At 63.7% G+C, this 20786-nt stretch carries 20 protein-coding genes; 13 read left to right on the top strand and 7 right to left on the bottom strand.

The window, feature by feature from the left end:
- Positions 1 to 3 precede the first annotated feature (3 nt).
- Both XcyCFBP4188_RS02850 and XcyCFBP4188_RS02845 read left to right on the top strand, forming a co-directional pair.
- Positions 4 to 3141, top strand: coding sequence for a discoidin domain-containing protein (locus tag XcyCFBP4188_RS02850; protein ID WP_167393493.1), 3138 nt, complete (start codon positions 4 to 6; stop codon positions 3139 to 3141).
- Positions 3142 to 3203: 62 nt separating this feature from the next.
- Positions 3204 to 4121, top strand: coding sequence for an endonuclease/exonuclease/phosphatase family protein (locus XcyCFBP4188_RS02845; protein WP_006451813.1), 918 nt, complete (start codon positions 3204 to 3206; stop codon positions 4119 to 4121).
- A gap of 140 nt (positions 4122 to 4261) precedes the next feature.
- Here XcyCFBP4188_RS02845 and XcyCFBP4188_RS02840 read toward each other — a convergent pair whose 3' ends face one another.
- The 6 genes from XcyCFBP4188_RS02840 to ykgO form a co-directional block, all read right to left on the bottom strand.
- The gene (locus XcyCFBP4188_RS02840) at positions 4262 to 5494 is read right to left on the bottom strand and encodes a TraB/GumN family protein (protein WP_006451812.1); all 1233 of its coding nucleotides are present in this window, start codon (positions 5492 to 5494) and stop codon (positions 4262 to 4264) included.
- Entirely contained in the window at positions 5487 to 6014 is a 528-nt protein-coding gene (locus tag XcyCFBP4188_RS02835; protein ID WP_006451811.1) for a GNAT family N-acetyltransferase, read from the bottom strand. The genes XcyCFBP4188_RS02840 and XcyCFBP4188_RS02835 overlap by 8 nt, the downstream gene beginning before the upstream one ends.
- A gap of 4 nt (positions 6015 to 6018) precedes the next feature.
- Positions 6019 to 6903, bottom strand: a complete 885-nt coding sequence (locus tag XcyCFBP4188_RS02830) for a carbon-nitrogen hydrolase (protein WP_006451810.1) — start codon at positions 6901 to 6903, stop codon at positions 6019 to 6021.
- A 79-nt stretch (positions 6904 to 6982) separates the two neighbouring features.
- Positions 6983 to 8017: an agmatine deiminase family protein gene (locus XcyCFBP4188_RS02825; RefSeq protein ID WP_006451809.1), complete on the bottom strand. Its 1035-nt coding sequence runs from the start codon at positions 8015 to 8017 to the stop codon at positions 6983 to 6985.
- A gap of 91 nt (positions 8018 to 8108) precedes the next feature.
- The gene (locus XcyCFBP4188_RS02820; RefSeq protein WP_006451808.1) at positions 8109 to 8444 is read right to left on the bottom strand and encodes a hypothetical protein; all 336 of its coding nucleotides are present in this window, start codon (positions 8442 to 8444) and stop codon (positions 8109 to 8111) included.
- A 258-nt stretch (positions 8445 to 8702) separates the two neighbouring features.
- The gene (ykgO, locus tag XcyCFBP4188_RS02815) at positions 8703 to 8828 is read right to left on the bottom strand and encodes a type B 50S ribosomal protein L36 (RefSeq protein WP_005913193.1); all 126 of its coding nucleotides are present in this window, start codon (positions 8826 to 8828) and stop codon (positions 8703 to 8705) included.
- A 172-nt stretch (positions 8829 to 9000) separates the two neighbouring features.
- Between ykgO and cmk the strand changes: the two genes are divergently transcribed.
- The 10 genes from cmk to XcyCFBP4188_RS02770 all read left to right on the top strand — a co-directional run bounded on the left by cmk (position 9001) and on the right by XcyCFBP4188_RS02770 (position 19336).
- Entirely contained in the window at positions 9001 to 9684 is a 684-nt protein-coding gene (cmk, locus tag XcyCFBP4188_RS02810; RefSeq protein ID WP_006451807.1) for a (d)CMP kinase, read from the top strand.
- A 184-nt stretch (positions 9685 to 9868) separates the two neighbouring features.
- Complete coding sequence (gene rpsA, locus XcyCFBP4188_RS02805) at positions 9869 to 11557, top strand: 30S ribosomal protein S1 (RefSeq protein WP_023904145.1); 1689 nt, start codon at positions 9869 to 9871, stop codon at positions 11555 to 11557.
- 89 nt (positions 11558 to 11646) lie between these two features.
- On the top strand, positions 11647 to 11958 hold the full coding sequence (locus XcyCFBP4188_RS02800) for an integration host factor subunit beta (protein ID WP_006451179.1): 312 nt from the start codon (positions 11647 to 11649) through the stop codon (positions 11956 to 11958).
- Positions 11959 to 12025: 67 nt separating this feature from the next.
- Complete coding sequence (locus tag XcyCFBP4188_RS02795; RefSeq protein WP_006451180.1) at positions 12026 to 12331, top strand: lipopolysaccharide assembly protein LapA domain-containing protein; 306 nt, start codon at positions 12026 to 12028, stop codon at positions 12329 to 12331.
- 6 nt (positions 12332 to 12337) lie between these two features.
- Positions 12338 to 13516, top strand: coding sequence for a lipopolysaccharide assembly protein LapB (gene lapB / locus XcyCFBP4188_RS02790; protein ID WP_006451181.1), 1179 nt, complete (start codon positions 12338 to 12340; stop codon positions 13514 to 13516).
- Entirely contained in the window at positions 13516 to 14490 is a 975-nt protein-coding gene (locus XcyCFBP4188_RS02785) for an MraY family glycosyltransferase (protein ID WP_104591599.1), read from the top strand. Before lapB ends, XcyCFBP4188_RS02785 begins: the two co-directional genes overlap by 1 nt.
- A 13-nt stretch (positions 14491 to 14503) precedes the next feature.
- Positions 14504 to 16411: a polysaccharide biosynthesis protein gene (locus XcyCFBP4188_RS02780; RefSeq protein WP_006451183.1), complete on the top strand. Its 1908-nt coding sequence runs from the start codon at positions 14504 to 14506 to the stop codon at positions 16409 to 16411.
- Positions 16411 to 17304 carry a UTP--glucose-1-phosphate uridylyltransferase GalU gene (galU, locus tag XcyCFBP4188_RS02775; RefSeq protein WP_006451184.1) on the top strand — a complete coding sequence of 298 codons (894 nt, stop codon included), beginning with the start codon at positions 16411 to 16413 and terminating at the stop codon, positions 17302 to 17304. The genes XcyCFBP4188_RS02780 and galU overlap by 1 nt, the downstream gene beginning before the upstream one ends.
- 11 nt (positions 17305 to 17315) lie before the next feature.
- Positions 17316 to 17483, top strand: a complete 168-nt coding sequence (locus tag XcyCFBP4188_RS22845; protein ID WP_155767027.1) for a hypothetical protein — start codon at positions 17316 to 17318, stop codon at positions 17481 to 17483.
- Positions 17480 to 19336, top strand: a complete 1857-nt coding sequence (locus XcyCFBP4188_RS02770) for a monovalent cation:proton antiporter-2 (CPA2) family protein (protein WP_104591598.1) — start codon at positions 17480 to 17482, stop codon at positions 19334 to 19336. Before XcyCFBP4188_RS22845 ends, XcyCFBP4188_RS02770 begins: the two co-directional genes overlap by 4 nt.
- Before the next feature lie 129 nt (positions 19337 to 19465).
- Here XcyCFBP4188_RS02770 and XcyCFBP4188_RS02765 read toward each other — a convergent pair whose 3' ends face one another.
- Positions 19466 to 19786: a DUF1244 domain-containing protein gene (locus tag XcyCFBP4188_RS02765; protein ID WP_074057416.1), complete on the bottom strand. Its 321-nt coding sequence runs from the start codon at positions 19784 to 19786 to the stop codon at positions 19466 to 19468.
- Positions 19787 to 19835: 49 nt separating this feature from the next.
- On the opposite strand from XcyCFBP4188_RS02765, the gene folD reads away from it, so the two are divergent.
- Complete coding sequence (gene folD, locus XcyCFBP4188_RS02760; RefSeq protein WP_104591597.1) at positions 19836 to 20720, top strand: bifunctional methylenetetrahydrofolate dehydrogenase/methenyltetrahydrofolate cyclohydrolase FolD; 885 nt, start codon at positions 19836 to 19838, stop codon at positions 20718 to 20720.
- Positions 20721 to 20786 lie beyond the last annotated feature (66 nt).

The raw sequence follows: 20786 nt of genomic DNA, 5'->3' as shown, positions 1-20786 counted from the left end.
GCCATGACCGCTGTTGCCACTTCTGCGGGCGCGGCGCAGGCGCAGGAGCGCGTGCTCGACGGCTTCAACGACATCGGCGCCTGGCGCCTGGTGGTCTCCAATCAGGTCAGCGGTTCGCTGCGGCCGGTGGCCACCACATCCGGCGGGCATGCGCTGTGCCTGGACTACAACTTCAACGGCGTGTCCGGCTATGTCGGCATCCGTCGCAACCTGCCGATCGAGTATCCGGACAACTACCGCCTCGGCTTTGCGCTGCGCGGTGAATCGCCGTCCAACGATCTGCAGGTCAAGCTGATCGATGCCAGCGGCGACAACGTATGGTGGGTCAACCGGCCGGGCTTCAACTTTCCGAAGAACTGGACCACCTTCAGCTACCGCAAGCGCAACATCGAAAAGGCCTGGGGCCCTGGTGCGGACAAACAGCTGCGCAGCAGCGCGGATGTGGAATTCACCGTCTACAACAAGGTCGGTGGCAAGGGCTCGGTGTGCTTCGATCGGCTGACCCTCACACCGCTGCCGCCGGAAGACACCTCGCCGTTGAAGGCCGAGGCCATCACCGACACCGCGCCCGCTCTGGAACAACGCCTGGCCGACGGCAAGCCGGAGACCTTCTGGCTGAGCGGTGCGGTCAAGCAACAAACCGTGACGCTGGATCTGGGCAAGGTGCGCGAATTCGGCGGCGCGGTGGTGCAGTGGGTGCCCGGCCTGCAGGCCTCGCAATATGTGGTACGCGCCTCCAGCGACGGGCGTGGCTGGCGCGATCTGCGCACCGTCACCGCCGGTGCCGGCGGCACCGATTGGCTGGCACTGCCGGACACCGAGGCGCGCTATTTGCGTTTCGATCTCAAGGATGGCCCCAACTGGCGTTACGGCATCAAGGAAGTGCAGTTGCAGCCGTTGGCCTTCGCCGCAACGCCCAATGACTTCATCAAGTCGCTGGCCGCGCAGATGCCGCGTGGCAGCTATCCGCGTGGTTTCTCCGGCGAGCAGCCGTACTGGACAATCCTGGGCCTGGATGGCGGCACCGAGCAGGGCCTGATCGGCGAAGACGGCGCGGTAGAAGTGAGCAAGGGCGGTTTCAGCATCGAGCCGTTCGTGGTCACCGGCGGCAAGCTGCTGCATTGGTCCGACGTCAGCAGCGAGCAGAGCCTGCAGGACGATTACCTGCCGATTCCCAGCGTCGACTGGCACCACGACCTGATGAATCTGCGCGTCACCGCCTTCGTGCAGGGCACACCGGATCAGGCGCAGCTGGTCGCACGCTACCAACTGCACAACACCGGCAAGGAAGCGCGCGACTTCACCCTGGCATTGGCGGTGCGTCCGTTCCAGGTCAACCCGCCGGCGCAGTTCCTCAACACCCTGGGCGGCGTCAGCCGGATCGAGCAACTGGCCGTGGACGGCGCGCAGGTCAGCGTCAACGGCAAGCCGCGCGTATTCGCCGCGCAGCGTCCGGATGCCGGCTTTGCCAGCGCTTTCGACAGCGGCATGGACGTCAGCCATCTCACCGCTGCCACACCGCCGACGATCACCCAGGTGAAGGACGAGACCGGTCTGGCCTCGGGTGTGTTGTTGTATCGCTGGAAGCTGGAGCCTGGCCAACGGCGCGAAGTGGCGTTGGTGATTCCGCAAACCGGCACCGCGCAGTTGCCGGCCCGCTTCGATGCCGACAAGGCGCAACAGCAGGTTGCCCAGCAGTGGCGCAGCAAGCTCGATCGCGTACGCATCAGCGTGCCGGCCGAAGGCAAGCCGGTGGTCGATACCTTGCGCACCGCGCTGGCGCATATGTTGATCTCGCGTATCGGCCCGCGCCTGCAGCCGGGGACGCGTTCGTACTCGCGTAGCTGGATCCGCGATGGCGCAATGATTTCCGAAGGCCTGTTGCGGCTCGGTCGCGAAGACGTGGTGCGCGAGTACGTCGACTGGTTCGCGCCGTATCAGTTCGACAACGGCATGGTGCCATGCTGCGTGGACGACCGCGGCAGCGACCCGGTGCCGGAGAACGACAGCCATGGCGAGCTGATCTTCAACATCGCCGAGTACTACCGCTATACCGGCGACAAGGCGTTCCTGGAAAAGATGTGGCCGCACGTCACCGGTGCCTACGACTACATGGAAACGCTGCGCGCCAGCGAGCGCACCGAAGACAACTTCATGCGCAATCCGGCCTTCTACGGAATGATGCCGGTGTCGATCAGCCACGAAGGTTACTCGGCCAAGCCGGTGCATTCGTACTGGGACAACTTCTGGGCGCTGCGCGGCTACAAGGATGCGGTGATGCTGGCCGGCGCGCTCGACAAGCCCGACGAGGTCGCCCGCTTCAGCACCGCCCGTGACGAATTCAGCGGCGACCTGATCGCCTCGCTGGGTGCGGCGGTGCGCCAGCACAATCTCGATTTCCTGCCTGGCTCGGCCGAGCTCGGCGACTTCGATGCGACCTCGACCACCATCGCGCTGGCACCGGGTGGCGAGCAGCAACGCCTGCCGCAGGATCTGCTGACCAATACCTTCGAGCGCTACTGGAAGGAGTTCTCCGATCGCCGCGACAGCAAGCGCGAATGGAAGGACTACACGCCGTACGAATGGCGCAACGTGGCCGCGTTCGTGCGCCTGGGCTGGCGCGACCGCGCCTGGGACGCCACCGCGTTCTTCTTCAAGGACCGCGCGCCGCAACCGTGGAATCAATGGGCCGAAGTGGTCTCGCGCACGCCACGCACGCCGTTCTTCGTCGGCGATCTGCCGCATGCCTGGGTCGCCTCGGACTTCGTGCGCTCGGTACTGGACATGTTTGCCTACGGCCGCGAATCCGATGCCAGCCTGGTGATTGCGGCCGGCGCGCCCACGCGCTGGTTCGAAGGCAAGGGAATCGGGATTGCCGAACTGCGCACGCCATACGGGCGCCTCAACTACACCCTGCAACGCACCGACAAGCAACTGGTGCTGCAACTGCAGCCCGGCCTGATTTTGCCGCCGGGCGGGGTGGTGTTGCCGTGGCCGTACCAGGGCACACCGGGCAAGGCCAGCATCAACGGCGAATCGGCCGAATGGCAGAACGGTGAACTGCGCATCCAGCAACTGCCGGCCAATGTGCAGATCGATGTGCCCAGCGCGGTGCGGCGCGCCGAGCGCGCTACGCAATGAATGACGCACGCAGGCCTACCCGGGCAGCGCCGGCGCGGCGACGTGCCGGATGGCCGGTCGCGTTGGCTGCGCTGCTGTGCTCTGTTGCTGTCCATGCCACGCAGGCCACCCACGCCGTGCAGGCCGTGCAGGCCGTGCAACCCGCACAGTTGGACAAGACCGATCACATAGCACGCGCATCCCGGGCAGTGCAGTCTCCGGGCGCGGTACAGCGCGAAATGACCCTGGTCACGCTCAATCTGCATCACGACCGCGAAGACTGGCCCGCACGTCGCGCCTATATCGCCAAACAGCTCAAGCAACTGGCGCCGGATGTGATTGCGCTGCAGGAAGTGATCGAACGCCGTGGCAGCGTGGAAAACCAGGCTGCCTGGCTGGCACGCAAGCTCGGGTACGAGTACACCTTCGCCTCGGTCGATCCGGTCGGCGCGGCCAAGCGCTACGGCAATGCGTTGTTGAGCCGGCGCAACGTGCTGGCCATGCATCAGCGCCTGTTGCAGCCCTTGGACGATTACCGCGTCGCCGCGCATCTGCAGGTCGATGTCGACGGCCAGCCGGTCAACGTCTACGTCACCCATCTCAACGAACGCGCCGACGCACGCGGCACCGCCACGCGCACGCGTCAGGTGGCCGATCTGCTGGACTTCATTGCCTCTAACAGCGATCAAGCCCCCGTCGTGATTGCTGGCGATTTCAACACCGCCGCCGATGCCCTCGATCTGGAAGCGCTACGCAAAGGCTACGGCGACAGCTACGGCAGCGTGCATCGCAACAGCGACGCCACGGTCAGCACCTTGAACCTGCACGTGTTCGACAAGCCGGCGCGGATCGACCACGTGTTCTTCCAGCAGAACCGCCTGCTGGCCCGCGAAGCACGCATCCTGTTCGACGCGCCGTACGCAGAAGGTCGCTGGGCCTCGGACCACTACGGCGTGTGGGTGCGTTTGCAGCTCGCGCCAGGCGCACCTGCCGCCCCGTAACCTGGCGCGTGCTCCAGCTCTCGTAGGAGCGCCCCTGGGCGCGATGAGGCTTGACCGGTAAACCCCATCGCGCCCAAGGGCGCTCCTACGAAAGGCAACGGATGTTTCGCGGATTGCGGCGCAACGCATCGCCGCCGCAATCACCCATGCAGACGATTGAAGATCTGCACACCCGCCAACCACACACCGGCCATGCTGCCGACGTTGGTCAGCAGGAACGTCAGCACCACACGCGAGACGCGATTGCGGTACCAGCCGCGCAAGGTCTGCGCATCGTCGCGCAGCGTCAGGAAATCGCCATAGGCCGGCTTGCGCATATGCACCTCGACCAACGCGGCGAATGCACCGGTCGGTACGCTCAACCGGAACGGCTTGAACGGCGCGACCACCGCAGCGGTCAAAATGCTCAACGGATGACTGCCGGCCAGCAGACAACCCAACGCCGCCATACCGCCGGTGTACATCGCCCATTGCAACAACAAATCGGCGCCCATGCTCAGGCCGCCGCGCCAGAAACCGATCCCGATGCCAACGATGATGACCGCCAGCACGCCCAGCGTGATCCACGGAACGCGCTTGCGCTGCTGCACGTATTCCAGCGACTCGCGCAGCGGGCCGGGTGCATCGGTGTCCTGTTCCAGATGCCGCGCAAGACCGGCCAGATGTCCCGCGCCGACCACCGCCAGCACCTCGTGCTGACCGGCGTTGGCTTCCTCGCGCAGACGCGCAGCCATGTACTGATCGCGCTCGGCAATCACGGTCTCGTACAACTCCGGGCTTTCGCTGGCGAAATCGCCGAAGCTCGCCTCCAGCATGTCGCCTTGCTTGAGTTTTTCGATTTCCTCTTCGCCCACCTCATCGGCGGCGAACAGGCCGCTCAGCAGGCCGCCGGCCAGCTTCATCTTGCCGAAGAATCCCAGCCGCCCGGAGGCGCGCTTGAAGGTCAGGCCGACCTCGCGATCGATCAGATGCACCGGCAGGCCCTGCGCGCGCGCCAGGTTCACCGCTTCCTTCAATTCCGCACCCGGCTCGATGCCGAGCTGCTTGGCCAGGCGGCGCTGATAAGCCGCCAATGCCAGATTCGCTGCGAACAAGGCCACGCGGCCCTTGCGGATCACCTGCACCAGGTCCAGGCGGGCGAGGGCGTCCGGGTCGCTGAGCGCCTGCAGGCGCTGTGCATCCAGTTCCACCGCCACCGCGTCGTAGCGACCGCTGCCGATCGCCCGCTGCACCGCGGCCACGCTGGCCAGCGAGACATGCGCAGTGCCGAGCAAGGTATAGCGCACGCCGTCGCGTTCGACGATGCGGTGCGGCTGGCCGGACAGCGCATCGTCCAGAACGTGGGTGGTCTGCTCAGTCATGGGGTCATTCATCAGAAGGAGGGGCGGTGTCACCGGGGCCGAGCGGGCGTTGCATCTGCAAACCGTCCAACCAGCGGCCATGTTTGCGGCCGATTCCGGTGAACACTCCGACCGTGCGAAAACCAAAACGTTCATGCAGCCGTCGCGATGCCTGATTCTCGGCATCGCCGATCACCGCAATCATCTGTCGATAGCCGCGTTGTTCGCAGCGTGCGATCAGCTCGCCCAACAAGGCCTTGCCGATGCCACGTCCTTGCATGTCGCTGGCAAGGTAGATCGAATTCTCCACGGTCCAGCGATACCCCGCACGTGCGCGGTACGCGCCAGCATAGGCATAACCGACCACTGCAGCATCGCGTTCGGCGACCAGATACGGATACCCGGCATCCACGGTGGCGCGCACCCGCGTGCGCATCTCGTCGCTCGACGGCGCGCTGTATTCGTAGCTGTTGACCCCGGCGACCTGCTCCGCATAGATCGCGGTGATCGCCGGGATGTCCGCCTCGCAGACCTCGCGTACCTCGACAGGCATGCGGTCAGTCGATGTAACGCTTGAGCAGATCGCCATACGCATCGATGCGGCGATCGCGCAGGAACGGCCAGATGCGCCGCACATGCTCGCTGCGCTGCAGATCGACATCGCACACCAGCACCGTCGGATCCTGTCCAGCCTCGGCGATGAACTCGCCCTGCGGCCCCAGCACATGGCTGTTGCCCCAGAACTGGATGCCCGACGCGCCCATCGGCGAGGGCTCATGCCCCACGCGGTTGCACGACAGTACCGGCACACCGTTGGCCACTGCATGGCCACGATGGCTCAGGATCCACGCATCGCGCTGACGCTCCTGTTCGGGTCGCTCATCGTCCGGATCCCAGCCGATCGCGGTGGGGTAGAGCAGCAGCTCCGCACCGGCCAGCGCCATCAGGCGCGCAGCCTCGGGGTACCACTGATCCCAGCACACCAGCACGCCGAGACGACCCACCGAGGTATCGATCGGCGTGAAGCCCAGATCGCCCGGCGTGAAATAGAACTTCTCGTAGAAACCCGGGTCGTCGGGGATATGCATCTTGCGGTACTTGCCGAGCAGGCGGCCGTCCTTTTCGAACACCACCGCCGTGTTGTGATACAGCCCGGCAGCGCGGCGCTCGAACAACGAGGCCACCAGCACCACGCCATGTTGCTTGGCCAGCGCGCCGAGGCGCTCGGTGCTGGGGCCGGGAATCGGCTCGGCCAGATCGAATTCGTCCACCGACTCGTGCTGGCAGAAGTACGCGCCGTTATGCAGTTCCTGCAGCAGCACCAGCTTGGCGCCCTGCGCAGCAGCTTCGGCCACGCGCGACTCGATGATGGCCAGATTGGCCGCGGCGTCGCCGTGGTTGCGCTCCTGGATCAGCGCGACGGGAAGGAGATGACGGGTCATGGCAGCATCCAACTAGGTGGCGCACAGGGTAGCGCGCCATGGCGTAACACCGGCCTGCCGGCCGGAACAGGAATGAGACTCAGGCGGCCAACAGACCGGCGGGCAGTTGCATGGTCAGACAGTGCAGGCTGCCGTTCTGCCAGATCAGCGCCCGACACGGAACCGGCACGATTTCATGCTGCGGGAATGCTTCAGCCAGCACTGCCTGCGCAGTTGCATCGGCCTTGTCGCCATAGGCGGGCATCAGTACCGCACCGTTGACGATCAGGAAATTGGCATACGAGGCCGCAAGACGGCGGCCGTGGTCGAGAATCGGCTCGGCCCACGGCAACACGAACAGGCGATACGGCTGCCCATCGGCCTTGCGCAGTGCAGCCAGTTCGGCGCCCATCGCCTGCAGTTCGGTGTAATGCGAATCGGTGGCTACATCGCAGCCCTGGTAGACGATCGCATCCGGGCCGGCAAAGCGCGCCAGCGTATCGATATGCGCGTCGGTGTCGTCGCCTTCCAGATAGCCGTGATCCAGCCACAGCACACGCTCCTGCGACAGCCATGCGGCCATGTCGGTGCTCAACGATTCGCGCGTGCGCTGCGGGTGCCGCTCATGCAGGCACTTCCAGGTGGTCAGCAAGGTGCCCGCACCGTCGGTCTCGATCGCACCGCCTTCCAGCGCAAAGTCCACGGTTTGCACCTGCGATGGCACGAACACCTGCGCGGCATCCAGCGAGGTCACCAACTGATCGTCCAGGCTGGCCTCGAACTTGCCGCCCCAACCGGTGAAACGGAAATCCATCAGCCGGAAACCGCCATCCTGGCGCAACGTGATCGGGCCCGAATCACGCAGCCAGGTGTCATTGTAGGCGGCGATCACAAAGCGCACCCCTGCCATGTCCACCCGCGCCGAACGCAGCCGCGCTTCGGCATAAATCTGCAGGTCGTCATCGGCCACGCAGACGATCACCGGCTCGAAACGGGAAATCGCCGTCACCAGCGCGATATAGGTCTCTTCCACTTCGGCCAGACGCTCGGCCCAATCGGTGCCCGCATGCGGCCACGCGATCAATACGGCGGATTGAGGTTCCCACTCGGCAGGAAAGCGAACGCTATCGGTCATACCTGAAAATTACCTATCGATACCCAAGCGAGCCCAGGCTGTTAATTCAATCCCCGCACATGGATGTGCGGGCTCTTGCGAGGGACTCGCATCAAAGAGGTTTGGGCCCGATCTCGTTCGCATCGGCCTGATTGGCCACCACGTCGATCACCCGGCTCTTTTCGAAATACACGGTAAAAGCCGGATACACCCAGCGATGGATGGTCGGCCACTGACGCTTCTGACCACCGCGCGGATCCAACTTTTCCTGCGGCGCGCCGTAACGGCCTTCGACCTGGCTCATGCTGTCGCCACGCAAGGGCAGGGCGGCGGCGGGCTTTTGCTTTGCACGATCGACCAACAGTGTGTCGGCCGAGGCAACGGCACTGATCCCCATCAGCACGATTGCCAGCATGATCGGCGGCATCACAAACAAACGGTTGCGCATGTCATCTACTCCCCAGTGGACAAGACTTCGAATGGTGATTACAGCAAAAAACCAGGTCAGGCGTTGGTGCCAGTGCTGGGCCCGATGACGACGCGCAGGTTCCGGCACGCTGCGCCGGGACGTCCTCGACCGCCGCACCCAGGCGCATCACGGTGTCCCTCTAGACGATGCCGTGAAGTCTCCATCGGCCAGGAAACATCGGCCAAGAAAAAACCGCCCGAAGGCGGCTTTCTCGGGTCTTGCACGCGCGGCAAAGGCTTAGCGCTGACGCGCCTTGAAACGCGGGTTCGACTTGCAGATCACGAACACCTTGCCACGGCGGCGGACCACCTTGCAGTCGCGGTGACGGGTCTTCGCAGACTTCAGGGAGGACAGGACTTTCATGGCACACCTCGGCGTAAACGGTTGGATTCGATGGAAGAGTGCCCGCTATCGAGGGTGCACCCGGAATTAAGCCGGCAATTCTAACCGGCTTTTCGTCGTGCTTTCAAGTGGTTGCATCCGAATTGCTGCGAGCGGCGCTACACTGGCGCCTTATCACCTTCCGGAAACCTGAATGACCGACCTTTCGCCCGTCCTCACCATCGACGGCCCCTCCGGTGCCGGCAAAGGCACCGTGAGCCGGATCGTGGCCTCCCGGCTGGGCTGGCACTACCTCGATTCGGGCGCACTGTACCGCGCCGTTGGTGTTGCAGCGAGCTGGGCCGATCTGGACGTGTCCGACCCGGCGGCGCTGGTGCGTTGCACCTTCGACACCAAGGTCGAATTCGATGACGCAGGCGAGGCGGGGCTGCGGGTGCTGGTCAATGGCGTGGACGCCACCAGCGAGTTGCGCCTGGAAACGACTGGTGCGCTGGCCTCTGCGATTGCGGCCATTCCCGAGGTGCGCAGTGCCCTGAAAGAGCGCCAACGCGCATTCAGGCGAGCGCCCGGCCTGGTTGCCGATGGGCGCGATATGGGCACGGTGATCTTCCCCGATGCGGCATTCAAGGTCTTTCTGACCGCCAGTGCCGAGGAACGTGCGGGCCGTCGCCATAAACAGTTGATGGAAAAGGGTGTTTCGGTTATCTTTGACGACCTGCTGCGCGAGATCATGGCTCGCGATGCGCGTGATGCGCAGCGGGTGGTGGCGCCATTACGGCCGGCCGAAGACGCCGTGCTGATCGATACCAGCGGGATGGGAATCGAAGATGTCGTCCAGCGTGTGGTCGGGTTGTTAGCCGCTCGCACGTCGTCGTAAGCGTTCCGCAAGCGGGCACGTCCCGCCGACCGTAAGGCGTTCCAAGGCTCTGCCGCACATCCCGTGTGGCGGTTCTATGACTACTTAACCGACTCGCTGTCCGGAGTCGACCAACAGGCTGGGCGGCTCGTATCTGTCGCAATCCGACGATCAACGCCCGTGTGTTCAACTGAGTAAAATTCAAATGACAGAATCTTTTGCTGAACTGTTCGAAGCCAGTCAAGCCAATCTGGCGAAGCTGAAGCCGGGCTCGATCGTCACCGGTACCGTCGTGGAAGTGCGCGGCGACGTGGTGGTGATCAACGCTGGCTTGAAGTCCGAAGGCATCGTGCCGATCGAGCAGTTCCGTAATGACGCTGGCGAGATCGATGTCGGCGTAGGCGACCAGGTCAAGGTTGCCCTCGATTCCATCGAGAACGGCTTCGGTGAGACCGTGCTGTCGCGCGAGAAGGCCAAGCGCGCAATGGTGTGGGACGAGCTGGAAGAGGCGTTGGAAAAGAACGAAACCATCACCGGTCGCATCAGCGGCAAGGTCAAGGGTGGTTTCACCGTGGACATCAAGGATGTTCGCGCGTTCCTGCCTGGTTCGCTGGTGGATGTGCGCCCGGTGCGCGACCCGGCCTACCTGGAAGGCAAGGAACTCGAGTTCAAGCTGATCAAGCTGGACCGCAAGCGCAACAACGTGGTGGTTTCGCGTCGTGCAGTGGTCGAGAGCGAGCACTCGGAAGAGCGCGAGCAGCTGATGGACAAGCTGCAGGAAGGCGCGATCCTGAAGGGTGTCGTCAAGAACCTGACCGATTACGGCGCATTCGTGGACCTGGGCGGTATCGACGGCCTGCTGCACATCACCGACATGGCCTGGAAGCGCGTGCGCCATCCGTCCGAAGTCGTCAATGTCGGCGACGAGCTCGACGTGCGCGTGCTGAAGTTCGATCGCGAGCGTAATCGCGTCAGCCTCGGCCTGAAGCAGCTGGGCGAAGATCCGTGGGACAACATCGCCCGTCGTTATCCGGCCAACAGCCGCGTGTTCGGCAAGGTCTCCAACGTCACCGATTACGGCGCATTCGTCGAGATCGAGCCGGGCGTCGAAGGTCTGGTGCACGTCTCCGAGATGGATTGGACCAACAAGAACGTCAACCCGTCCAAGGTTGTGCAGGTTGGTGACGAAGTCGAAGTGATGGTGCTGGATGTCGACGAGGAGCGTCGCCGCATCTCGCTGGGCATGAAGCAGGTTGCCGCCAATCCGTGGGAAACCTTCGCTGCCACCCACAAGAAGAACGACAAGGTGTCCGGTCAGATCAAGTCGATCACCGACTTCGGCATCTTCATCGGTCTGGACGGCGGCATCGACGGTCTGGTGCACCTGTCCGACATCAGCTGGAACACCACCGGCGAAGATGTCGTGCGCAACTACAAGAAGGGCGACACGCTGGAAGCAGTTGTGCTGGCAGTGGACCCGGAACGTGAGCGCATCAGCCTGGGCGTCAAGCAGCTGGAGCAGGACCCGTTCGGCCAGTACATGGCGTCCAACCCGAAGGGTTCGAAGGTCGAAGGCGTGGTGCGTGAAGTGGACGCCAAGGGCGCCACCATCGACCTGGCCGATGGCATCGAAGGCTACGTCGCTGCACGCGACATCGCCAACGAGCGTGTGGACGACGCGACCCAGCACCTGAAGGTCGGCGACAAGATCGAAGCCAAGTTCGTGGGCATGGACCGTAAGGGCCGCACCCTGCAGCTGTCGATCAAGGCCAAGGACGATGCCGAAATGCGCGAAACGATGGAGGAATACCAGTCCTCTTCCGCAGCGTCGGGCGGCATGACTCAGCTGGGCGCGCTGCTGCGTGCACAGTTGAACAGCAACAAGTCCGAGTAAGCGCGTAGCGCTCGCAAGAGCGTGATGGATCGGCCCGGGCTTGCCCCGGGCCGATTCCGATGTGTCAGTCGAAAAAAGCAAGTCTTCCCATGACCAAGTCCGAATTGATTGAAATCCTGGCGCAACGCCAAGCGCATCTGAAGTCGGACGACGTGGATCTGGCAGTCAAATCGCTGCTGGAAATGATGGGGCAAGCGCTCTCCGATGGTGATCGGATCGAAATCCGCGGGTTCGGCAGTTTTTCGCTGCATTACCGTCCGCCACGTCTGGGGCGTAATCCCAAGACCGGCGAATCGGTTGCACTGCCGGGCAAGCATGTTCCGCACTTCAAGCCGGGCAAGGAATTACGTGAGCGTGTCAGCTCCGTGGTGCCCGTCGATCTGGCCGATACGGCAGATTGAAGATCGTTCTACCGCTGTGTTTATGTCGGCTCGGTTAAGCTAGGCCCCTTCCCGACGGAGTCTGTCCATGAAGGTGTTTCGCTTGCTGGTGATGTTGGCCTTCCTGCTGGCCGGTCTTATCATCGGTGCGGTCAATTCCCAGGATGTCACTCTCGATTTCCTGTTCTCAAGTGTGCACACGACCTCCGGGGTCGCGATCATCGTCGCGCTGCTGGTCGGTGTGTTGATCGGTGCCGGCATGGTGCTGGTCAGTGTGGTCATTCCCCTCTATTCCAGATTGCGCCAGGCCAACAAGGCTGTTGCGGTCAGTCGCGTCGACGCTGGGCCCGTTGCGCCTGCCGCAGTCCAGACGCGCCCCATCGATGGACTGTAAGTACGTATGGAATTTCTGACCGAGTGGATCTGGTTCTTCCTGTTTGTGCCGCTGGCAGCACTGGGCGGGTGGATCGTCGGCCGTCGTGGCGGTCAGCGCCACGGCGATACGCAGGTCAGTCGTCTTTCCAGTACCTATTTTCGCGGTCTGAACTATCTGCTCAACGAGCAGCCGGACAAGGCGATCGAGCTGTTTCTGCACATCGCCGAACTGGACAAGGAAACCTTCGAAACGCAGGTCGCGCTGGGGCATCTGTTCCGTCGTCGTGGTGAAGTCGATCGTGCGATTCGTTTGCATCAGGGGCTGGTGCAGCGCGCCGATCTGACCGATCAGCAGCGTGTGCAGGCCTTGCTGGCGCTGGGCGAGGACTACATGAAGTCCGGTCTGCTGGATCGTGCCGAAACAGTCTTCACCGAGTTGGCGCAGCTGGATCAACGCGCGCCACAGGCATTGCGGCACCTGATTGGCATCTATCAGGCCGAGCGCGATTGGGAAAAAGCGATCGACAACGCCACCCGCTACGAAGAAGTCACCGGCGAGCCGATGGGCAAGCTGATTTCCCAATTCGAGTGTGAGCTGGCCGATCGCTACCGCGGTTCGAGCAAGACCGACGAGGCGCTGCAGGCCGTCGCCCGTGCCTACCAGGCTGACGGCACGTCCGTGCGTGCGGGCATTCTGGAAGGCCGCATCGAAGCCGAGCGCGGTCATGACGAAGCGGCGGTACGCGCGTTCGAACGAGCGGCGCGGCATGATCCGGAATACCTGCCGGAAATCATTCCAGCGTTGATGGCCGCGTATCGCCGTGTCGGCGACATTGCTGGCGCGCGCAACTTCCTGTCGGAGATGACCGAGCACTATCGCGGCATCGCACCGGTATTGGCGCTGACCCAGTTGATGGAAGCGCAGGATGGGGTGGCGCCTGCGTTGGCGTACCTGGGCCGTCAGCTCAAGGATCGGCCCTCGGTACGCGGCGAGTCGGCGTTGATCGATCTCACCCTGGCCGAAGGCAGCGACCCGGTTGGCACGCTGCAGGATCTCAAGCACATCACCGACCAGTTGCTGGTACGTAACCCAAGCTACCGCTGCACGCGTTGCGGCTTCGGCGCCAAGACGCATCACTGGCAATGCCCGAGCTGCAAGGAATGGGGCACGGTCAAACCGCTGTTGAACTACGCGGTCGTCTAATGCCGCAGGTCTGGCTGTGGTGCCTGTCGCACTTGGTGGTCGCAGCGCTGGGAACCTGGCTGTTGCGCCGTTATGCCTTGCATCGCCGCCTGCTCGACCAGCCGGGCGAGCGCCGCAGCCATGTCGTCGCCACCCCGCGTGGCGGTGGCATGGCGATCGTGGCGGCAATCCTGCTGGGTTGCATCGCTGCCACGGTGTTCTGGCCGGCTGCTCGCCTGGTCATTGGCTGGTTCGCCGTCGGGCTGGTACTGGTGGCAGGCGTGGGTTGGTGGGACGACCATCGTCCGCTGTCGGCCAGGCTGCGTTTTGCGATCCATCTGACGGCATCGGCGTCGTTGGGAGTCTTGGTCAGTCACTCCACTGGCAATGTCTGGGATGGCGTGCTCAGCGCAGTTGCGTCTGTCGTGTTGATCAACGTCTGGAATTTCATGGACGGCATCAACGGTCTGGCTTCCAGCCAGGCGGCCTTGGCGGCGTTGGCATTTGCGTTTGTCCTGCCCGGCGCATGGGCATGGGCGGGTCTTGCAGTTGCGGCGTCCTGCCTGGGGTTCTTGCCGTTCAATTTTCCGCGCGCGCGCATTTTTCTGGGCGATGGCGGCAGTGGCGCGCTGGGATATGTGCTGGCCGCGTTGCTGGCACTCACGGTAGCGACGGGGCAGGTGAGCTGGTGGATGGGTTGGCTGCCATTGACCGCATTTCTCGTAGACGCAGGCTTCACGTTGCTGTCTCGCATGCTCGCCGGGCAACGTTGGTGGGAGCCGCATGCTCAGCACGTCTATCAACGACTTGCACGCCAGCGTGAGACGCACGTTCCGGTAACGGGTGTTTATTTCGCTTTCAGCATCGCTGCGTTCTGCTTGTATGTGTTAACTCGTCATGATCCGGTTTGGATGCAGGTAGTCGGTGGCCTGACCTGGGCTGCGGGTGCTACCGCGATCTGGCACTTTCTGCGCGATGGACTGCGCAATTCCTGAGTAATGGACTTTTATGATTTCCTGGCGTGACCGTTTGACCAAAGTGTTGCCGCAAGCGGCAGTCGTACTGCACGACCTGTTGATGGTGTGGGTGTGCTGGCAACTGCTGCATGCCGGCCGCTACTCCATGCTGCGCGACGCGCCCGACCTTCCACTGTGGGATTGGCGCACTGCGGTGGTGCTGGTCGCGCAGGGGCTGGTGTTCTGGAAGATGGGGTTGTATCGCGGCCTGTGGCGATTCGCCTCGGTGCCGGACCTGTGGAATATCTTCAAGTCCAGTTTCCTTGGTCTGGTCGCGATCGTGCTGGCGCTGTCTTACGATCGCCTGGACGGGGTGCCGCTGTCGGTGCTGGTGGTCTATCCGTTCGCGCTGTCGGCATTGCTGGGGACGCCGCGGCTGCTGTATCGCGCCTGGAAGGATTATCAGATCGCGCACTCCGGCGATGCCGCGCAGCGCGTGTTGATCCTGGGCGCCGGTCGCGCTGCCGAGGGGCTGGTGCGCGATCTTCGTCGTAGCGGCACGTTCGTACCGGTCGGGTATCTGGACGACGCCAGCAATCTGCATGGCGCCAAGATCCAGGGCCTCAACGTGCTGGGTAACCTGGATCAGGCCGCATCGATCGCCAAGGAGACAGCGGCCAAGCTGCTGGTGATCGCGATCCCGTCGCTGGATGCCTCGGGGATGCAGCGCGTGGTGGCGATCTGCGAAAGCACCGGCCTGCCGTTCCGCATGGTGCCCAAGCTGATCAATGTGCTGGAAGGGCGCTCTTTGCCTGGCGAATTGAAGGAGGTCGCGATCGAGGACCTGCTCAATCGCAAGCCGGTTACGCCCGATTGGCGCCTGATCCGCGATTGGCTGACCAACAAGACGGTGATGGTCACCGGCGCCGGCGGTTCGATCGGCTCGGAAGTCTGCCGCCAGTGCGCGCGGCATGGTGCGCGTCGGATTGTGCTGCTGGAAATCGATGAGTTGGCGTTGCTGACCATCGATTCGGATCTGCGCCGGCTGTTCCCCGATATCGAAGTGGTGCGTGTGCTCGGCGATTGCGGCGACCCGGCCGTGGTCGCTTATGCGCTGAACACTGCGACTCCGGATGCGGTGTTCCATGCCGCCGCCTACAAGCAGGTGCCGTTGCTGGAAGAGCAGTTGCGCGAAGCGGTGCGCAACAACGTGCTGGCAACCGAGAACGTGGCGCGCGCCTGTCAGCGTGCGCGTATCGAGACCTTCGTCTTCATCTCTACCGACAAGGCCGTCGAGCCGGTCAATGTGCTGGGTGCGAGCAAGCGCTATGCGGAGATGATCTGCCAGAGTCTTGACGCACGCGATGCGCCGACGCGCTTCATCACCGTGCGCTTCGGCAACGTGCTGGATTCGGCCGGCAGCGTGGTGCCGTTGTTCCGTGAGCAGATCCGTCAGGGCGGGCCGGTCACGGTGACGCACCCGGATGTGACGCGGTACTTCATGACCATTCCCGAAGCCTGCCAGTTGGTGGTGCAGGCCGCTGCCTCCGCTTCGCATGGTGCGATCTACACATTGGACATGGGCGAGCCGGTGCCGATCCGCTTGCTGGCCGAGCAGATGATTCGGCTTGCCGGCAAGCAGCCGGGCAAGGATGTGGCGATTCTCTATACCGGCTTGCGTCCGGGCGAGAAGCTGCATGAAACGCTGTTCTATTCGGACGAAGACTATCGCCCCACCGCGCATCCCAAGATTCTGGAAGCCGGTGTGCGCGAGTTCTCGCACGAGCAGGTGTTGCAGCTGGTGACGCGCTTGCGTGAGGCGGTTAACCGCTATGACATCAAGGCAATGGAGACTGTGTTGGGCAGTCTGATGCCGGATTTTGCGGCTGCTCGACGGAAAGTCGACACGCGATCTGATACGGTCGTTCCATTCCCCGCACGTGAGGTCAGAAGACTTTAATGAGCAAGCGTATTCGCAAGGCCGTATTCCCCGTCGCAGGTCTTGGGACCCGCTTTCTTCCGGCAACCAAGACGGTGCCGAAAGAAATGCTGCCAATCATCGACAAACCGTTGATCCAGTACGCCGTCGACGAGGCCATCCAGGCCGGTTGCGATACGCTGATCTTCGTGACCAATCGCTACAAGCACTCGATCGCCGACTACTTCGACAAGGCTTACGAGCTTGAGCAGAAGCTCGAGCGTGCCGGCAAGCTCGAACAGCTGGAGCTGGTGCGTCATGCATTGCCGGAAGGCGTGCGCGCCATTTTCGTGACGCAGGCCGAGGCACTGGGCCTGGGTCATGCGGTGCTGTGCGCCAAGGCCGTGGTCGGCGACGAGCCGTTCGCGGTGTTGTTGCCTGACGATCTCATCTGGAACCGCGGCGCTGGTGCGCTGACCCAGATGGCCGATGTGGCCGAGGCGTCCGGCGGCAGCGTCATTGCCGTTGAGGACGTGCCGCACGACAAGACCGCCAGTTACGGCATCGTGGCCACCGATGCATTCGATGGTCGCAAGGGGCGTATCAACGCCATCGTCGAAAAGCCCAAGCCGGAAGTTGCACCGAGCAATCTGGCGGTGGTCGGTCGTTACGTGCTCAGCCCGAAGATCTTCGAACTGCTCGAAGAAACCGGTGCAGGCGCAGGCGGCGAAATTCAGCTGACCGATGCGATTGCCGGGCTGCTGCAGCAGGAAACAGTCGATGCGTATCGCTTCGAAGGCCGTCGTTTCGATTGCGGCGCGCACATCGGCCTGATCGAGGCCACGGTGCATTTCGCGCTCGAGCACGAGAAGCATGGTGGGCCGGCCAAGGAAATCCTGCGTGCTGCGCTGGCCGAGGCCGACGCGCGCGGCTGATTGCCCGGTCATTGCCTGCCTCCGCGAACGACGCCATCTGGCGTCGTTCGTCATTTGGGTTGTCGCAGATCCAGATCAACGTGCTGATCGAGATCGATGTGGAAGCGCTGGCTGATCGACTGATGCGCACGCAGGTGCAGGGCAGCGCCAAGCCTGTGCCGCTAGAATCCTTGGGATGAGCCAAGCAGCCGAATCCAGTGACCTGATCAATGTCGTCGTCCTGCTCGGCGCTGCCGTCGTTGCGATCCCGTTATTCCGTCGTCTCGGCCTGGGCTCGGTGCTGGGTTACCTGGCCGCGGGATTGGCGATTGGTCCGTTCGGCCTGGGGCTGTTCGATGAGCCGCAGGCGATCCTGCATGTGGCCGAGTTGGGCGTGGTGATGTTCCTGTTCGTGATCGGGCTGGAAATGCGGCCGCCCCACCTGTGGAGTCTACGCAAGGAGATCTTCGGTCTTGGGACCGCGCAGATTGCGGTCTGCACGCTGGTACTGACCGGCATCGGCATGTTGCTCGGCTTTGCGCCGCCGGTGGCGTTTGTCGCCGCGTCCGGCTTCGTGCTGACCTCCACGGCGGTGGTGATGCAATTGCTGGCCGAGCGTGGCGATGTCGCCTTGCCGCCGGGTCAAAAGATCGTGGCGATTCTGCTGTTCGAAGATCTGTTGATCGTGCCGCTGCTGGCGATCGTGGCCTGGATGGGGTCCAACGGCGATCCGCAGACGGCGTCGCAGCGTTGGCAGGACATCGGCATCGGTCTGGCCTGCATCGTCGGGTTATTGGTGGCAGGGCGCTGGCTGCTCAATCCCTTGTTCCGGATCCTGGCTGCGTCCAAGGCACGCGAGGTGATGACGGCGGCTGCCTTGCTGGTGGTACTGGGCGCGGCGCTGTTGATGCAGGTGGGTGGGTTGTCGATGGCGATGGGGGCGTTTCTGGCCGGTGTGCTGCTGTCCGAATCCACCTTCCGCCATCAGATCGAAGCGGACATCGAGCCGTTTCGCGGGATTCTGCTGGGGCTGTTCTTCCTCGGCGTCGGCATGAGCCTGGACCTGCACGTGGTTGCGGCGGATTGGCGGCTGATCGTTGCCGGCGTGCTGGCCTTGATGGTGGGCAAGGGCGTGTGCATCTACGCGGTGGCGCGGCTGATGCGCAGCGACCATCGCCAGGCGCTGGACCGTGGCGTGCTGATGGCGCAGGGCGGCGAGTTCGCGTTCGTGCTGTTCGCTGCGGCATCGGCTTCCGGGGTCATCGATGCACAGGTCAACGCCAGCCTGACCGCGATCGTGGTGGTGTCGATGGCGCTGACGCCGTTGTTCGTGCTGCTGCAGCGTCGGCTGACGCCAGCCGCCAAGCCGTCGCTGGAGGGAGTGGAAGCAGTCAATGGCCAGACCGGCAGCGTGCTGATCATCGGGTTTGGGCGCTTCGGTCAAGTCGCCAGCCAGTCGCTGCTGGCGCGCGATGTGGACGTGACCATCATCGACAACGACATCGAGATGATCCAGAGCGCAGAACAGTTCGGTTTCAAGATCTACTACGGCGACGGCACCCGGCTGGATGTATTGCATGCGTCCGGTGCGCACAGCGCACGCGCGATTGCGGTGTGCGTCGACAGCCGCGAGGCGGCCAATCGCATCGTGGAGCTGGCAACGCGCGAGTTCCCGCACGCCCGATTGTTGGTGCGCTCATATGATCGTGAGCATGCGTTGCAGTTGGTCGCTGCCGGCGTGGATTACCAGATCCGCGAGACCTTCGAGTCGGCGGTGGCGTTCGGTCAGGCGGCCCTGGTCGAGCTGGGCGTGGACGAGGACGAGGCCGTCACCATCGCGCGCGCGATCCGGCGTCGCGATGCCGAGCGTTTCGAATTGGAGATTGCGGCCGGCAACACGCGTGCCGGTGCTGTTTCAGGGCTGATGTACGGCAATATCACGCCGACCGTGCCCAAGCCCACGCCATTTACCCCGCCGCGGCGCGAGAGCCGCACGCTGAATCCCGATGCGGTGCCGAAGGCCAATCAGGTAGAAGAAGCGACCGGCGACTAAGTCGGGTGTGGCTGGTGAGCGCCGAAGCAGGTTCGGCGCTGCGGTGCGGTTTCCTTGGCTGGTCGAGAAAACACGTCGGGTAACGAACGGCCGGCGAAGACGCCAGCCGCAGGTCGCAAGCCGATCGACTCAGCCGTGCGTACGTTGAGCGGCAGCAAAGGCTTCCAACTGCTCGGGCGTGGCGTCTTTCTGGTGCTGCTGTTTCCAGTCGGCAAACGGCATGCCGTACACCGCTTCGCGCGCCTGGTCCTTGCTCATCGGTAGGCCGTGCGCTTCGGCGGCCTCGCGGTACCAGTCGCCCAGGCAATTGCGGCAGAAGCCGGCCAGGATCATCAGATCGATGTTCTGCACATCGAGCCGGTCCTGGTTGAGATGCTGCAACAGGCGGCGAAATGCGGCCGCTTCGATGGATGTGGTGATGGAATCGGGCGTCGAGGTGGTGTCGGTCATGACGGAATCGGGGACAATAGACGGCCTTCGACTCTACACCTGACGCCCCATGACCGTTTCCGCGCCAGCTGCCTCTGCTCCGGCCCGCCTCCTCGATGGCCGCCGCATTGCCGAGGACCTGCTCGACGGATTGAAGCTGCGGGTGGATGCGCGCGTGGCGGCCGGCAAGGCGCGCCCCGGGTTGGCCGTGGTGCTGGTCGGCGGCGACCCGGCCTCGTCGGTGTATGTGCGCAACAAGCGGCGCGCGGCGGAGAAGGTCGGTATCTCGGCCTTCGATTACGACTTGCCGCAAGGCACCAGCGAGGCCGAGCTGGCGACATTGATCGACCGGCTCAACGCCGATCCCAAGATCCACGGCATCCTGATCCAGTTGCCGCTGCCGGGCATCCCCGATGCCAATCGCCTGATCCAGCGCATCGACCCAAGCAAGGACGTGGATGGTTTCCATCCGCAGAATGCGGGGCATCTGGCGTTGCGCGAATTCGGCCTGCGCCCGTGCACGCCGCGCGGCATCGTGACCTTGCTCGCGCATACCGACCAACCGGTGCGCGGGCGCAATGCGACCATCGTGGGCGTGAGCAATCACGTGGGCCGGCCGATGGGTCTGGAACTGCTGATCGCCGGTTGCACGGTCACCAGCTGCCACAAGTTCACCCCGCCCGAGGTGCTGGAAGCCAGCGTGCGCAATGCCGACATCCTGGTGGTGGCGGTGGGCCGCCCCGGTTTGATTCCGGGCGAGTGGGTGAAGCCGGGCGCGGTGGTGATCGATGTGGGCATCAATCGCCTGGAAGACGGGCGTCTGGTCGGCGATGTCGGTTTCGACGCCGCCGTGCAGCGCGCGGCCTGGATCACGCCGGTGCCGGGTGGGGTAGGGCCGATGACGGTCGCCACGTTGATGCAGAACACGCTGGAAGCGGCCGACGCAGCCGGCTGAGGCATGCGCGTAACGCAGCATTGCGGCTGCGTTGTGTCTTCGTGAAGGCTTTCAGGGTAAAATGCC

The organism is Xanthomonas hortorum pv. cynarae, from assembly GCF_002939985.1.
GTDB lineage: Bacteria > Pseudomonadota > Gammaproteobacteria > Xanthomonadales > Xanthomonadaceae > Xanthomonas > Xanthomonas hortorum_D.
Note: the sequence above shows the minus strand (reverse complement) of the source record. Positions and strands in the feature narration are given on the sequence as shown.